Genomic DNA, 14,304 nt, shown 5'->3' with positions numbered 1-14,304 from the left:
TTTTCCTCTGTCTCCGCATTAAACACAAAAAAGCACAGAATCCAGGAAAAAACTTAGATATTTTCCCAGATTCTGCGCTTCTATCTCGTTTAAGACGGCAGATGACTTTAGCCTTCTGCAACTGCAGAAAACAGACTTTCGAATTCCTGCTGTCCAATTTTTTCCTTTTCCATGAGCAGCTTACAGCAGGCGTGGAGCACTTCCTCATGCTTTAAGATGATCTCCTTTGCCTTTTCATAGCACTCATCTATGATCCGTTTTACTTCATTGTCAATGGTGTTGGCTACCTGGCCGCCATAGCTCTTTGCATGGGCCAAATCCCGGCCGATAAAGACTTCATCGCCGTCATTATCATAATTTATCATGCCCACCTTATCGGACATCCCGTACTGGGTCACCATGGCCCTGGCCACAGCTGTGGCCTGCTTAATATCCTGGGAAGCTCCGGTGGTGATATCTCCGAAAATAAGCTCCTCTGCGATCCTTCCGCCTAAATCCACCATAATATCCTGAAGCATCTTGCCTCTGGTGTTGAACATATGGTCGGTTTCCGGCAATGGCATGGTATATCCGGCGGCTCCGACTCCCGTAGGAATGATGGAAATAGTATGCACCGGCCCTTCATCAGGAAGCAGATGGAACAAAATCGCATGGCCTGCTTCATGGTAAGCCGTGATCCTCTTTTCCTTTTCAGTGATTACCTTGCTCTTTTTCTCGGCTCCGATTCCCACCTTCACAAAGGCCTTATCAACATCAGCCTGATTAATGAATTTCTTGCTGTGTCTGGCTGCATAGATGGCCGCCTCATTCATAAGGTTCTCTAAATCTGCTCCGGTGAATCCGGCCGTAGTCTGGGCGATCCTTCTTAAATCCACGTCCTCTCCTAGGGGTTTTTCCTTGGAATGAACCTTCAGGATTTCTTCTCTTCCTTTTACATCAGGCCTTCCCACTCCTACCTTCCGGTCAAAACGGCCGGGACGCAGGATCGCCGGGTCCAGGATATCCACACGGTTTGTGGCCGCCATAACGATGATCCCTTCATTGATCCCGAAGCCATCCATCTCTACAAGAAGCTGGTTTAGGGTCTGCTCTCTCTCGTCGTGTCCGCCGCCCATGCCGGTACCTCTGCGGCGGGCTACTGCATCGATCTCATCGATGAATATGATACAGGGGGCATGCTTTTTTCCTTCTTCAAATAAGTCTCTCACGCGGGAAGCACCCACACCTACAAACATTTCCACAAAATCAGAACCGGAAATGGAGAAAAACGGCACCCCTGCCTCTCCTGCCACTGCCTTTGCAAGAAGGGTCTTTCCTGTTCCGGGAGGCCCTACAAGCAGGATGCCCTTGGGGATCCGTGCACCCACACTGGTATACTTCTGAGGATTCTTTAAGAAATCAACCACTTCTTCAAGCTCCTCTTTTTCCTCTTCAAGCCCTGCGACCTTGCCGAAGTTCACCTTATTTGCATCCTTTGCAAGATGAGCCCGGCTCCTTCCAAAATTCATCATTTTGGCATTTGCGCTTCCTGCTCCTGCCCTGGCGTTCATTAACATGAACAGAAAAACTAAAACTACTGCCGTCAGGATCAACGGAAGCGTAATGGTCAGGAATAAATTTTCCTTTTGTACTGCATCCACCGTGTAGGTGACTCCATTGCGGTCTAAACGATCCTGAATCTCAATTACATTAGACACATTGGCCTGCTTTGATGAGCCGTCAGTCATGGCCATCTCGATCCTTCCCGTTGGGGGCGGGTCACTCTGCCTGATAGTTGCCGAAGCTATGGTCCCATTATCAATCGCCTGCATAAGCTCCTGGTTGGTAATGATCTCACTCTTTTGGGGCAGCCTACTGGCAAATATAAGCATGATGACCAGAAGGAGCAGAAATCCCAAGCCTCTGAATGGTTGCTGTTGTTTCAACATGCTGCCTCCTTATTGCTGTTCTATAACTCCAATATATGGTAAATTCCTGTATTTCTGATCGTAATCAAGGCCATATCCAATGATAAACAGATCCGGCACAGTAAAACAGGTATACTTCACCTTAACCTGATCCTTCACCCGGCGCTCCGGCTTATCAAGAAGAGTACAAAGCTCAATGCTGTTTGGGTTTCTCTGCTTTAACACCTCAATTAAATAGGCCAGGGTATTGCCGGAATCAATGATATCTTCCACGATCAATACATCCTTCCCTTCAATGGGATCATCAAGGTCTTTGATGATCTTAACGATTCCGCTGGACACCGTTCCGGCGCCGTAACTGGATACGGACATGAAATCCATAGTAAGGGGCAGATTGATCCTTTTTGCAAGTTCACAGGTAAAGAAAACGCCTCCCTTTAAAATGCAGATCAAATGAAGAGGTTTTCCCTCATAATCCCTGCTTACCTCGTCTGCTATTTCTTTTACCCTTTTTGCTACCTCTTCCTCTGATAACAATATGCGTATCTTTTCATCCATTGTTCTTTCCTCCGTCTAACTGCATTTGTATTACTGTATGGGTATCATCTGTTATCTTATAATATTCACTGATCCGGTATCCGATGACCCAGAGGACATGGGAACCTTCCGCCACCAGGGGAATTTTTTCCCGTTCCTCCTTGGGAATCTTCTCATCAATCATAAATGCCTTGATGGTTTTTCTGCCGCCTCCGGCCAGTGTCATGTAATCTCCGGTTTCACGATACCTCACTGAGAGTGCACATTTGATTTTATCATAATCAAACCATTTCGTATACCCGTTTTTGGGAATTTCCTGGCCTTTTTTGTAAGGAAAGACCTTAAAATCCAGTTCAGGGAGAGGAAAATCCCTTTCCTTATCCACCAATTCTTCCCGTTTCTTCTTTTTTATCCACAATTCTCCTGCCGTGCGCACCGCAATAAGCCCGCAGGGCAGATCCACCTGTCTGCGGTCAGAACCAAAAAGAAGCGCTGCTGCGCTTTCCACGTGAGTCATGGTAATATCCTTCATGGATTCATTGACAGACCGGATCATCCTCCGGATCACATAGTTCTTTATAATGTCATCTTCTGCCAGAAGGGCCTTTGCCTCCACGCCAAGGCCTCTTTCTGTTCCTGCCTCATCCGTTTCCCATACTCCCCGGGCCTTTAGTATCTCTTCGGCCTGTTTCTCCAGATAGGCATCGGCCTGAGCGGCCATTTCCCCTGCATGAAGGATGTTTTCTCCTGCCCGTTTATTGACCTTTTCCCTGATCTCCGGCAGGATCCTGCTCCTTATGCGGTTTCTCACATAATCTGTCTGGGCATTGGTGGAGTCCTCACAATAAGATATCCTTTTTTCCTCCAGATATGCAAGAATTTCCTCTCTTCCAACACACAGCAGCGGTCGGACAATCCTGTCCCGGACGGGACGCATTCCCCCAAGTCCCTTTAGCCCTGTTCCCCGGAACAGGTTATAAAGAATAGTCTCCGCCTGGTCATCCTTATGATGGGCCACCGCTATTTTTGTTCCTGAAAAGTCCTTGCGCTCTTTTTCAAAAATCTGGTAACGCAGATGCCGGCCGGCCTCTTCCACCGACATTCCCTGTTCCTGGGCATAAAGGGCCGCATCCACCTGGACGCAGGAAAAAGCCACCCCCAGCTTTTTTGCCAGCTCCCCGGCGTAATCCCTGTCCCGGTCCGCCTCTTTCCCTCTTAGGCCGTGATGGACATGGACTGCCTTTAATTCCAGTCCCAGCGCTTCCTTAAGCTCATTTAAGACTACAAGAAGACAGACCGAATCGGCCCCTCCGGAAAGCGCCACTATGACGCGGTCTCCCGGAGCAAACAGCCGGTTCCGTCTGATATAATCCAATATCGTTCTGTACATTCAGTCACCTTCCTTAGTTGATTTTCTCCCCTCTATATTATAAATATACCCACAAAACATGTCTGTTGCAATTATTATTTTCTTTTCCATATTCCGGCAGTCATAACTGTCATGTCATCGGCCACCCTGTCATGAAAGGATCTTGCGAACAAAAGGATCCTGTCCGCCATATCCTGGGGATTCTTTACCGGCATTCCGGCAATGAATTCCTTTAACATCAGTTCCTTGTCATCCGCCGGAAGGGCGTCTAGCACGCCGTCACTTACCATAATGATCCTGTTGTCATCCCACAGCTTTTTAGATAAGAGAACAGGTTCCACCGGGTTTAAGATTCCCATGGGGACCTCACCGGCTTCCAAAAGCTCCACTCCCTTTTCACTGAGAATATAGGTGGCCGCCGCTCCCAGCTTCATGGCCTCTAAGATCCCTGTTTTTAAATCAATACAGCACAAATCCAGGGTTGCCGGATGCTGGGAGATCCCGGTCAAAAGAAGGACCGTATTGACCATCTTAAGGGCCGCTCTGGTGGAAAACCCGGCCTCCAGCAGTCTTTGGGTCAGTTCAATGGCCTGTCTGCTCTCCTCTTCGGCCGCCCTGCCGCTGCCCATACCGTCGGACAGGCTCATGATGACTTGTCCCGGCTGGACTTGTCCAAAGGTGTAATTATCTCCGGACACCTCTTCCCCGCTTTTTACCGCCTTAGCCACACCGTAAAGGACCCGGTACTCTCCTTTTTCAACAAACCGTATGGTATCGGCCTGCTTTGTCACTAAGTTCCTGCCGTCAGGGGCCACTGTCCATTCCCCTTCCTCTATGGCTTTTTCCAGAATCTCTGCGGCCTCCTTTACTGTCACACACCGGCCGTTTAAGGTTCTCATGGTCAGAAATGCTTCCCTCTGATGGTTCTCGTATTCTAAAATGAGCATCTTTTCAACAATGATATGATTGCGGCGGAATGCCCGCTTTATTTCCTCCTCCCAGTCCGGAGTGATGTCCACAGAATGCTCCACCTGATGAGAAAACTCCTCCAGAATCACAGCCAGCTCCTTAAACTGGACAATGACCGCATCCCGGCTTTCCAAAAACCGGTTTTTCCAGGCCAGATTCATAGTGGCTCTTCCCAGGCCCCGGTTTAAATGAGCCATGTATTCATCCTTTTTCTTACAGGTCTCAAGAAAAAAACGGGGCATGTCCCCGTAGTCAACACTCCCTTTTTGTTCAAATGCACGAACCAGATATTGCAGATAATATTGATTGTCCTGTTCTTTTCCGGAATACACAATGCATTTATTGCAGCCTGCGCATACCATGGCCGCCGCTGTCTGAAGCGCCGCAATGCCGTCTTCCTTTGTAAGTCCCTGTTCTGCTGACAAGTCATCTGTACAAGCCCTGGCAAGCTCTCCCAAAGAGTTCGCCATGTCGTTTAATCTTTTTGCCGTATATACATTCACATCAGCCATATCGTGATGTGCCGCCTTACGTCTGAACACAAAAATCCCTCCTGCCTGTATCATGCTTTAAACCATACTATGAAATCAAGCTTTCATAATTTCTTGGCCGGTGCAAAAGCAGCACCCTTTTATGAGAGGCTGGAATGCAGCGTCTCATAAAACACATTATATACAGGCAGAAGGGAAATATTTGTCAAAACGGCTGACTCATGACCAAAAATCGTACGACATGTTTCTGCTTTAATGTCCACGCATTTCGGACGCAGAGGATGCTCCAAAAGTATCTCACTGTCTTTGGGATGGTTTCAGCAAAATCTCATCAGGATTGACCAGCCCCAGTTTTTGCTTTGCCACCTCTTCTATGTATTGCTTCGTCTGGACATACACCCGGTATTCTTCCAGTTTTTTGGACCGTTCCTCTTCCTTGTCCACCTGGGCCTGAAGATTCTCCAGACGAATTTCATATTCTCTCTGCTTTTCCTTTAGGGTGACTCCCTTAATGGTTACAATCACGGCAAGGCTGAATACGACAAAGGTAATGCCGATGATCGTCATTCGATTGCCCCACCTGTCTTTTCTTTTTCTTCTTGATTTTCCCATTTTGTCCATACAATCACCAATTACCTTTAACGCCGTTTCTTTTTTCGGTTACAGCTATCTACCTTCATTTTAAGATATTTCCGAAAATGTTTCAAGAGTTTTAGAAAATGTCTGCTTACTATTTTATCATACAATAGCATTCCAAGAAATACCCCGGCAACGGCGTACCCTCTTAAACCTCCGTCATTCTGTTCATACAGCAAAGAAAACGTGACCAAGGCAGCATAAACCCAGTATATCATGTCCTCTATTCCTACAAACACATAGGAATGGGGAATAAAAATACGGAAGATACGTAACAGGTCATATGTGATCATAAGCCCTGCGCCTGTTAAAAAGCTGTAGAGCAGAAGTTTTACTTCGTAAATGATATGAACGCTCATATGACTCCTTCTGGTTCTTATTTAAACAGCCTGGAAAGCATGGATTCCCCTGACCTGCGCAGCGCTTCATTAGAGGAATAGGTAAGGCTCTCAATGTTGCCGTTTAAATCCACTTCCCCCTTTTCAAGGGTCAGGCGGCTCACATGGAGTTCCTTCCCTTTTAAAGTCAAAAGTCCCATGTCCGTATCAAGTACCACCTGGTTCTCATCAAAGGACACCACTTCCCGTATTCCTGTCATCGTCCCGGAGGCCCGATTTTCTATTGTCAGCCTGTGAGGGCGAATCGTCACTTTTTCTTCCATACAAAAACCTCCTAATATACCTGTCTAAAGTATATTAGGAGGTGCGCTCCAATATTACTGAAATTTATCGTACGTATCGAAACTGTGAGCTAGAGATAACGGTAAAGCTCCTTTGCTTCATCCTTTTTAACGGTTTCCGCCACATCAAGAACTTCCACCTTTACCGAGCTAGTCCCAAAATGAATCTCTATTATATCGCCTTCCTTAATGTTTAAGGAAGCTTTCGCAGGCTTGTCATTAACAAGTACACGGCCTGCATCACAGGCTTCATTAGCTACGGTCCTTCTCTTGATCAGCCGGGAAACCTTAAGAAACTTATCCAGCCTCATGGATTAAGCGTTCACCATATCCTTTAAAGCCTTACCAGCCTTAAACTTTGGTGTTTTAGAAGCAGGGATGTTCATAACTTCTCCGCTCTTTGGATTTCTTCCCTCTCTTGCCGCTCTTTCAGATACCTCAAATGTACCAAAACCAACTAACTGGATCTTCTCGCCTTTTACCAGTTCCTCAGATATTACATCTGTCAAAGCCTTAACTGCCTTCTCTGCATCCTTTTTGGACAGCTCTGCTTTTTCTGCGACTGCTGCGATTAACTCTGCTTTGTTCATTGATATCTTCCTCCTAGAATGTAGCACCAGGCTACGATTTTTCGCATAACACGATTACTATATCATTTATAGCTGTTTCTCCCGTTTTTGTCAAGGTTTTTCGCACTTTTGGAAGGCTTTCTCCTGCTTTTTTATTGCATCCCAGAGAGCTTGTCCTTCTTGGTGCAAATCTGGGTTTTTCCCGCCGAAAACGTGAGGGTGTCTGCGTATCATTTTTTCACTGATTCCGTTCACCACATCATCCATGGAAAAGTCTCCTCTTTCCTCTGCGATCTGGCTGTAAAGCATTACCAGAAACAGCACATCTCCCAGCTCTTCACAAAGGTTTTCCATATCCCCATGATCAATGGCTTCAAGAACCTCACCGCTTTCCTCTTTCAAACATTTTTTCAGACTCTCGTAAGTCTGCTCCCTGTCCCAGGGACAGCCTTCATCGGAACGCAGTTTATTTGTAATATTTACTAAATCATCAAAAGTATGCATGGCTCCTCCTTCTTTTGCGACTATTATGGCTTACGTCTATTATATCATGGCATGGCAGCCCATACAGAATGCTTTTTTTAATTTCTGAAGATTTTCTGACAATTGCTTGTTCCCCCTGTTAAAAAAGGGCTTGTTCTTATATAATAAGAGGGATTATTTAATGAAACCGGAGGTAGCCATGAAAAATTTTAGCATATGGAAAAAAATAGCAGCTTTTGTGCTGTTTTTGAACATTGTATTTACCGCATTTACCACAGAGCTTCTCACACCTGCCACTTCGGCCGGAGACTTGACGGCACGGGGCATGAGCTTTGGACCTGCCCTTAATATCGGACCGGGCAGCAAGATATTTAACGGCGGCAGCTTATCCCTGCTTGCAGACTACGACAACCGGCAGATGCTTTCCATGGTTTTGCAGGACAAGGACGGAACCCTTGTGGTCATTGACGGCGGCTGGGACATTGATGCAGCACACTTAACGGATGTGCTTCGTTCCAAGGGCGGACACGTATCCGGATGGTTTATCACTCATCCTCACTCAGATCATGTAGGTGCCCTTGTCCAGATCCTGAATAACCCGGACAGCCAGATCACCATTGACAATGTGTATTATTCCCTGGCTGATATCTCCTGGTATGAAAAGGTGGAGCCTTCCCGGAACGATATGGTGTACAGCCTGATATCAGCGCTTGCCACTCTTCCTGCAGAAAAACTCCATACCGTGCAAAAGGATCAGGAGATCCAGCTGGGACAGATAAAGGCAAAAGTTTTGAATAACCCTTATCTTCTGGATACCACCTCTGTAAATAACAGCTCCGTTGCTTTTAAATTTTTCTTAAATAATGTGAGCATCCTGGTGCTGGGTGATATGGGCCCTGAAGCCGGCCAGCTCTTATCCCAGGAATGCACCCCGGAAGATTTAAAAAGCGACATCGTCCAGATGTCCCATCACGGCCAGTACGGTGTCAACAAGGAAGTATATGCCATTATCAAGCCTCAGATCGCCCTTTGGCCCTGTCCCCTCTGGCTGTGGAACAACGACAACGGCGGCGGAATCGGAAGCGGAGACTGGAAGACCCTGGAGACACGAAAGTGGATGGAAGAGCTGGGAGTAAAGGTAAATTACTGCATCAAGGACGGAGACCAGATCATTTATTAATAAGTTCCCATGAAAAAGAAACGGCATCTGAACACAAAACCAGTGTTCCTGCCGTTTCTTTTTTTGTGTAAACCTGGATTATTAGAGAAGTATCTGATTAGTTTCCTCCAGGACCGTCCCGCCTGGGGCGCTCCGATTCCGGCAATGGTTCAATGTAAAATCCATCTTTGTATGGCTCCGTATCAATTTCCGGGATATCACCATCACTGTAATCATCTTCCTCCGGTACAAAAACCTTCATATTTATTCACCTCCTGATTCATGTATTCTGATCTGCATTTGTTAGCCTTCCATCTGACGGCCTAAAAATCCTGCTGCCGTCGTAGCCAGCTTTGTCTCCATATCTCCAAAACGTGCTCTGGGCTCTCTGCTCAATAAGGCTACAGCTCCTATGGCATCACCTTCGCAAATAATGGGAGCCACCACCTGAGCCGTTATTCCTTCCAGGGTTTCCCCTGACAGAGGAATAAAGCTCTTGTCGTCTTTTCCGGACACCACGACCGCCCGTTCATTGATAAGGTTCTCAAGCTGCTTGCTGATGGTCTTCTGGAGAAGCTCCTTTTTGGACCCTCCAGCCACTGCAATGATCTGATCTCTGTCGCTGATACATACGGTAAGTCCGGTAGTCTGAGCCATGGCTTCTGCATATTGGGAAGCAAAAGCAGTAAGTTCTACCATCGGAGAATATTTCTTTAAAATGATTTCTCCTTCCCTGTCTGTAAATATTTCAAGCGGAGTCCCTTCTCGTAACCGGAGCGTCCTTCTGATCTCTTTTGGAATTACTACGCGTCCCAGGTCATCAATTCTTCTTACAATACCAGTTGCTTTCATAATAAAAATTCCTCCATCTTGTGCATTTTAATGTCGCTGATATTATTTTGCTACGAATGCAACAGATTATACTTAAGTCTGCCATTTTTCCCAAAATTTAAAATCAGGGCCGACTGTTAAAAAAAAGTCGAACCCTGATTTTTTAGATCAAACTCAGTTTATTGCTTGCAGAAGCCGGGGTTTTTGAAGCCCAGTTAAAAGTCACCCTGCCTCACACGGCGCAGCACTTCCTTTGAAGATGATAAATATCCTTCATGGGCCGCCCTTGCGGCCGCGCTATCTGGAATGGGAGTTACAAAATGGTTTTCAAAAGAACCATACTTTTGAATCGTCAATTCATTTGATACTCTTTGCAGAAGATACATACCTAAAACGTCCATAGCTACCACCTTTCTCCGAACCATAAAATTTGAAGCAAAGAAAGCATCTGGGACTAAATCCCTTCTTCTACTATTAGTATATCACAAAAAAGACAAAAATCAACCAAACGAACTCATTTTATAAATACAACTTTTATATTTTTTCATTCTTTTCAGACAATTCTTGCATCTGTTTTAAGATCACCTCTGCCTGGCTGATCATGGCATCGGTGGACTGGTTCTTCTTTCTGTCAAGATACGAAAACCTTGGTTCTTCTCCCATCTGGAACTTTAAATCCCCCTTATACTGGTCAATCATCCCGGGAATTCCTTCCACCTTCAGCTTTGCATTCTTATACATGGTCAGGCGGATCTCCTGACGGTTGATGTTCACTTCGGTCACATAGGCGCTGTGAGCCAGGGCTTTTAAGCTGGCTACCTTTAACAGATTATCAACCGGTCTTGGAATATCGCCGAAACGGTCCATGAGTTCATCCTGCATATCCATATACTCTTCTTCATTCTCAATACCGGAAATCCGCTTGTATATATCAAGCTTCTGATATTCGTTCTTAATATAGGAAGTGGGAATGTATGCGTCAATGTCGCAGTCCACTACTGTCTCATAGCTTTCCTCTTCTTTCCTCTGTCCTTTAAGCTCTAAAACCGCCTGATTTAAGAGCTTACAGTAAAGGTCATATCCCACTGCTTCCATGTGTCCGTGCTGCTCTGCACCCAGAACATTTCCTGCTCCCCGGATCTCTAAATCCCGCATGGCGATCTTGATCCCGGATCCCAGTTCCGTAAATTCCCGGATGGCCTGAAGGCGTTTCTCTGCTTCTTCCTTTAGCAGCTTATCCCGCTTATACATAAGAAATGCATAGGCAGTCCGGCTGGAACGCCCCACCCGTCCCCGCAGCTGGTACAGCTGGGAAAGGCCCATGTGGTCTGCATCCTGGATGATCATGGTGTTTGCATTGGGAATATCAAGGCCTGTTTCAATGATGGTGGTGCAGACCAGGACGTCGATTTCCCCGTTTACAAAGTCAAACATGATCCGTTCCAGTTCATGCTCATGCATCTGTCCGTGGGCAAAGGTCACCGCTGCTTCAGGAACCAGACCGGCGATGTGGTTTGCTACCTCATCGATGTTGCTTACCCGGTTGTATACATAATACACCTGTCCTCCTCTGGAAAGTTCCCGGTGAATGGCTTCCCGCACCATTTCATCGTTGTACTCCATGACATAGGTCTGGATGGGCATACGGTCCACAGGAGGCTCCTCCAGAACGCTCATGTCCCTGATCCCCACCAGGCTCATGTGCAGGGTCCTGGGAATGGGAGTTGCCGTCAAGGTCAGCACATCCACGTTTTCCTTCAGCTGCTTGATTTTTTCTTTATGGGCCACGCCGAAACGCTGTTCCTCATCAATGATGAGAAGCCCCAGATCCTTAAACTGCACATCCTTTGACAGGACCCGATGGGTTCCGATTACAATGTCCACCATGCCCCGCTTTAAATCCTCCAAAGTCTTTTTCATCTGGCCCGGAGTCCGGAAACGTGACATTAAATCAACCCGGACGGGAAAATCCTTCATCCGCTGGGCAAAGGTGTTGTAATGCTGCTGGGCAAGGATGGTAGTAGGAACCAGGTAGACCACCTGCTTTCCGTCCTGAACTGCTTTGAATGCGGCCCTTAAAGCGATTTCCGTCTTTCCGTATCCCACGTCCCCGCAGATCAGACGGTCCATGATCTTCCTGCTCTCCATATCCTCCTTGGTGGCCTCTATGGCATCCCACTGATCCTCAGTTTCCTCATAAGGAAACATCTCTTCAAATTCTTTCTGCCAGACCGTATCCACTCCGTACTGGAATCCATGGGTCTGCTGCCTGGCCGCATAGAGCTGTACCAGCTCCTTTGCAATCTCTTTGACCGCGCCCTTTACCCTGGTCTTAGTCCGGTTCCACTGGTCGCCTCCCAGCCGGTTCAGCTTTGGCTTTTTCGCCTCGGCGCCTGCATATTTCTGGATGCCGTCAAGCCTTGTGGCAGGGAGATACAGATTTCCGTTATCCGCATACTCTACTTTTAAATAATCCTTGATGACCCCATCCTGCTCGATTTTTTCTATTCCTCTGTAGATTCCAAGGCCATGGTCCTCATGGACCACGTAATCGCCGATGGAGAGGTCGGAAAAGTTCTGGATCTTGGTCCCTTCATAGGTGGTCTTTTTCCGTTTCCGCTTCTTTTTTTCTACTCCGAACATATCGCCTTCCGTGATGACGATAAACTTTATCATGGAGTATTCAAAGCCCCGGTGGAGGTTTCCAAAGGTGACCAGGATTTCCCCCGGCCTTACCTCCTGGCTCTCTCCTCCCTCGTCAGGACAGTAGGCCCGTAAGTCATATTCCCTTAGATCCCCTGCCAGACGGCTGGCCCTGGTCCTGGAGGCAGATAAAAGGATCACCCGGTACCCTTCTTTTTTCCATCTGGTCAGATCTTTTATTAAAAGCTCAAACCCGTTTTGATAAGTATTTACATTCTTTACCTGGAAGCTGTAACGGTTTTTTACCGTAAAGCCGGAAAGCTTCTGTTCCAGGCCGGTGAGATACACCGTGGTTTTCGTCTGGACCCTTGCCAGCATTTCTTTGGCTGAGAAAAGAAGCCCGGTCTGTCCGGGGAGAAGATAGCCGTTTTCCAGGCGGTGTATCATGCTTTCCCGGAACTCCATTTCCACGGTTTCCCCTTTTTCCTTAAGCCGCTCCGGCTCATCCAGGAATAATACGGTATTTTCCCCATGAAAATACTCCAGAAAAGACACGCTCTCCTGGCAGAAATAATGGATATATCCGTCCAGCCCATGCTGTCTGAACCCCACTTTAAGCCCCTCTAAAAATTCGGAGACAATGGAACGGATCCTGGCAGACTCTTCGATCTTTGACTGGGCCCTTAAATCCTTTTCGTACTTTTTTGCTTCCTTTTCAAGTGCTTCGATCCCTTCCTGGATCTGCTTCCCTGTCAGGGCCATTTCCGTGGCAGGATAGATGCGGATGCTCTCCAGCTGTTCAACGGACCTCTGGCTCTCAATATCAAAGGTCCTGATGGAGTCCACCTCATCATCCCACAGCTCAATGCGCACCGGCAGTTCTTCGGTTAAGGGGAACACGTCAATGATTCCGCCCCTGATAGAGAACTGGCCCATGCCATCCACCTGGCCCATGCGCTCATACCCCAGCTCTGTAAGACGTTTTTTCCATTTTTCCACGTCAATGGTCTGGCCGCCCTCCACGGTCAGCACCTGCTCCTTTAAATACTGAAGAGGGAGAAGATGGTCCATAAGCCCGTCAAAGGTGGTAACCACCCATCCGGAGGACTTTTCCATTAAATGGCGGAACACGGTCATGCGCTGCTTGGTAAGCAAATTACCGTGGATGTCCGCGCTGAAAAACAGAAGATCCCTGGCCGGATACAGCCACACATCAGGATCAAAGAACCGCAGATCCTCATAGATTTCCCTGGCTCTTGTATCGTCATAGGTCACCACCAGCCTTAAGCCTTCCTGCTTCGCCGCTTCATACATCAGGTGGACCTTTTGGGAATCCATGCAGCCGCTTGCCATGACAGGGCCGGCCTTTTTTAATAAATCGCCGGAAAGATCTTCAAAATCCTTTAACTCCCTCAATGGTTTTTCAAATAGATCACTCATGAAATCTCCTTATTTCTTTCTGTTAAAATAATTCATCGCTGCTTCCGCTCCGTCCGTGACCATCATAATAGCAGCCTCTGCCGCGTCCTTGTAAGCCTGGGCCATGACCTCCTGCTGTTCTTTGGGAAAACGGCCAAGAACATAGTCCGCCAGATCCATTTCCTTTGGCTTTTCTCCCACTCCTACACGGACCCTTGGAAATTCCTGGGTTCCCAAATGGCTTATGATGTTTTTTAACCCGTTATGGCCTCCGGCACTTCCCTTTGTACGGATCCTCAGCTGGCCTTCCCCTAAGTTGATATCATCGCAGATAATGATGATATGGTCCGGCTCCACCTTGTAAAAATCCGCCATAGCCCGGATGCTCTCTCCGCTTAAATTCATAAAAGTCTGGGGCTTTGACAAAATCACCTTTTCCGGCCCGATCCTTCCGGTCCCATAATATGCCCTGTGCTTTTTTTCCGTCACCCTGGCTCCCAGTTTGTCCGCCAGAACGTCCACGGTCTCAAAGCCCACATTGTGTCTGGTTTTTTCATATTCCCTTGTGGGGTTTCCCAATCCTGCGATGATATACATGATGATTCTCCTTAC

16 protein-coding genes are annotated in these 14,304 nt (G+C 47.2%); 1 reads left to right on the top strand and 15 read right to left on the bottom strand.

From position 1 onward, the window contains the following. Positions 1–107: 107 nt before the first annotated feature. From ftsH to K401_RS0111005, 10 genes are all read right to left on the bottom strand, one after another. A complete protein-coding gene (ftsH, locus tag K401_RS0111050) occupies positions 108–1,925 on the bottom strand; it encodes an ATP-dependent zinc metalloprotease FtsH (protein WP_024293002.1) in 1,818 nt (605 codons plus the stop codon). A 12-nt stretch (positions 1,926–1,937) separates the two neighbouring features. Beyond that, the gene (hpt, locus tag K401_RS0111045) at positions 1,938–2,465 is read right to left on the bottom strand and encodes a hypoxanthine phosphoribosyltransferase (RefSeq protein WP_024293001.1); all 528 of its coding nucleotides are present in this window, start codon (positions 2,463–2,465) and stop codon (positions 1,938–1,940) included. Beyond that, positions 2,458–3,834, bottom strand: coding sequence for a tRNA lysidine(34) synthetase TilS (gene tilS, locus K401_RS0111040; RefSeq protein ID WP_024293000.1), 1,377 nt, complete (start codon positions 3,832–3,834; stop codon positions 2,458–2,460). The genes hpt and tilS overlap by 8 nt, the downstream gene beginning before the upstream one ends. 74 nt (positions 3,835–3,908) lie before the next feature. After that, positions 3,909–5,324: a SpoIIE family protein phosphatase gene (locus tag K401_RS0111035; RefSeq protein ID WP_024292999.1), complete on the bottom strand. Its 1,416-nt coding sequence runs from the start codon at positions 5,322–5,324 to the stop codon at positions 3,909–3,911. Positions 5,325–5,570: 246 nt separating this feature from the next. Continuing rightward, the gene (locus K401_RS0111030) at positions 5,571–5,894 is read right to left on the bottom strand and encodes a septum formation initiator family protein (RefSeq protein WP_024292998.1); all 324 of its coding nucleotides are present in this window, start codon (positions 5,892–5,894) and stop codon (positions 5,571–5,573) included. Positions 5,895–5,911: 17 nt separating this feature from the next. Then, positions 5,912–6,268 (bottom strand): spore cortex biosynthesis protein YabQ, encoded by a 357-nt coding sequence (gene yabQ / locus K401_RS0111025; RefSeq protein ID WP_027352495.1) that lies wholly within the window; start codon positions 6,266–6,268, stop codon positions 5,912–5,914. A gap of 17 nt (positions 6,269–6,285) precedes the next feature. Next, the gene (yabP, locus tag K401_RS0111020) at positions 6,286–6,570 is read right to left on the bottom strand and encodes a sporulation protein YabP (protein WP_024292997.1); all 285 of its coding nucleotides are present in this window, start codon (positions 6,568–6,570) and stop codon (positions 6,286–6,288) included. Between the two features lie 89 nt (positions 6,571–6,659). Then, positions 6,660–6,899, bottom strand: a complete 240-nt coding sequence (locus K401_RS0111015; RefSeq protein ID WP_024292996.1) for an RNA-binding S4 domain-containing protein — start codon at positions 6,897–6,899, stop codon at positions 6,660–6,662. Between the two features lie 3 nt (positions 6,900–6,902). Beyond that, positions 6,903–7,205, bottom strand: coding sequence for a non-specific DNA-binding protein Hbs (gene hbs, locus K401_RS0111010; RefSeq protein WP_268875600.1), 303 nt, complete (start codon positions 7,203–7,205; stop codon positions 6,903–6,905). A 63-nt stretch (positions 7,206–7,268) separates the two neighbouring features. Next, complete coding sequence (locus tag K401_RS0111005; protein ID WP_024292995.1) at positions 7,269–7,661, bottom strand: MazG nucleotide pyrophosphohydrolase domain-containing protein; 393 nt, start codon at positions 7,659–7,661, stop codon at positions 7,269–7,271. Between the two features lie 178 nt (positions 7,662–7,839). On the opposite strand from K401_RS0111005, the gene K401_RS0111000 reads away from it, so the two are divergent. Further along, a complete protein-coding gene (locus K401_RS0111000) occupies positions 7,840–8,820 on the top strand; it encodes a ComEC/Rec2 family competence protein (RefSeq protein WP_024292994.1) in 981 nt (326 codons plus the stop codon). A gap of 97 nt (positions 8,821–8,917) precedes the next feature. Here the strand turns inward: K401_RS0111000 and K401_RS0110995 are convergent, their stop codons facing one another. The 5 genes from K401_RS0110995 to pth form a co-directional block, all read right to left on the bottom strand. Then, positions 8,918–9,061 carry a hypothetical protein gene (locus tag K401_RS0110995; protein ID WP_024292993.1) on the bottom strand — a complete coding sequence of 48 codons (144 nt, stop codon included), beginning with the start codon at positions 9,059–9,061 and terminating at the stop codon, positions 8,918–8,920. A gap of 41 nt (positions 9,062–9,102) precedes the next feature. Further along, positions 9,103–9,651 carry a stage V sporulation protein T gene (gene spoVT, locus K401_RS0110990; RefSeq protein WP_024292992.1) on the bottom strand — a complete coding sequence of 183 codons (549 nt, stop codon included), beginning with the start codon at positions 9,649–9,651 and terminating at the stop codon, positions 9,103–9,105. 194 nt (positions 9,652–9,845) lie between these two features. Next, positions 9,846–10,031 carry a hypothetical protein gene (locus K401_RS0110985; protein ID WP_024292991.1) on the bottom strand — a complete coding sequence of 62 codons (186 nt, stop codon included), beginning with the start codon at positions 10,029–10,031 and terminating at the stop codon, positions 9,846–9,848. 133 nt (positions 10,032–10,164) lie between these two features. Beyond that, positions 10,165–13,713 (bottom strand): transcription-repair coupling factor, encoded by a 3,549-nt coding sequence (mfd, locus tag K401_RS0110980; protein WP_024292990.1) that lies wholly within the window; start codon positions 13,711–13,713, stop codon positions 10,165–10,167. 9 nt (positions 13,714–13,722) lie between these two features. Then, a complete protein-coding gene (gene pth, locus K401_RS0110975) occupies positions 13,723–14,289 on the bottom strand; it encodes an aminoacyl-tRNA hydrolase (RefSeq protein WP_024292989.1) in 567 nt (188 codons plus the stop codon). Positions 14,290–14,304: the final 15 nt, after the last annotated feature.

The organism is Lacrimispora indolis DSM 755 (assembly GCF_000526995.1).
Taxonomy (GTDB): domain Bacteria; phylum Bacillota; class Clostridia; order Lachnospirales; family Lachnospiraceae; genus Lacrimispora; species Lacrimispora indolis.
The sequence above is the reverse complement of the archived record's forward strand: the minus strand, read 5'-3'. Positions and strand labels throughout refer to the sequence as shown.

What these genes read in the sequence shown, in the direction of transcription:
- hpt (WP_024293001.1), bottom strand. Translation starts at nt 2,465, where the DNA reads ATGGATGAAAAGATACGCATATTGTTATCAGAGGAAGAGGTAGCAAAA.
- tilS (WP_024293000.1), bottom strand. Translation starts at nt 3,834, where the DNA reads ATGTACAGAACGATATTGGATTATATCAGACGGAACCGGCTGTTTGCT.
- K401_RS0111030 (WP_024292998.1), bottom strand. Translation starts at nt 5,894, where the DNA reads ATGGACAAAATGGGAAAATCAAGAAGAAAAAGAAAAGACAGGTGGGGC.
- yabQ (WP_027352495.1), bottom strand. Translation starts at nt 6,268, where the DNA reads ATGAGCGTTCATATCATTTACGAAGTAAAACTTCTGCTCTACAGCTTT.
- yabP (WP_024292997.1), bottom strand. Translation starts at nt 6,570, where the DNA reads ATGGAAGAAAAAGTGACGATTCGCCCTCACAGGCTGACAATAGAAAAT.
- K401_RS0111015 (WP_024292996.1), bottom strand. Translation starts at nt 6,899, where the DNA reads ATGAGGCTGGATAAGTTTCTTAAGGTTTCCCGGCTGATCAAGAGAAGG.
- K401_RS0111005 (WP_024292995.1), bottom strand. Translation starts at nt 7,661, where the DNA reads ATGCATACTTTTGATGATTTAGTAAATATTACAAATAAACTGCGTTCC.
- K401_RS0111000 (WP_024292994.1), top strand. Translation starts at nt 7,840, where the DNA reads ATGAAAAATTTTAGCATATGGAAAAAAATAGCAGCTTTTGTGCTGTTT.
- K401_RS0110995 (WP_024292993.1), bottom strand. Translation starts at nt 9,061, where the DNA reads ATGAAGGTTTTTGTACCGGAGGAAGATGATTACAGTGATGGTGATATC.
- spoVT (WP_024292992.1), bottom strand. Translation starts at nt 9,651, where the DNA reads ATGAAAGCAACTGGTATTGTAAGAAGAATTGATGACCTGGGACGCGTA.
- K401_RS0110985 (WP_024292991.1), bottom strand. Translation starts at nt 10,031, where the DNA reads ATGGACGTTTTAGGTATGTATCTTCTGCAAAGAGTATCAAATGAATTG.
- mfd (WP_024292990.1), bottom strand. Translation starts at nt 13,713, where the DNA reads ATGAGTGATCTATTTGAAAAACCATTGAGGGAGTTAAAGGATTTTGAA.
- pth (WP_024292989.1), bottom strand. Translation starts at nt 14,289, where the DNA reads ATGTATATCATCGCAGGATTGGGAAACCCCACAAGGGAATATGAAAAA.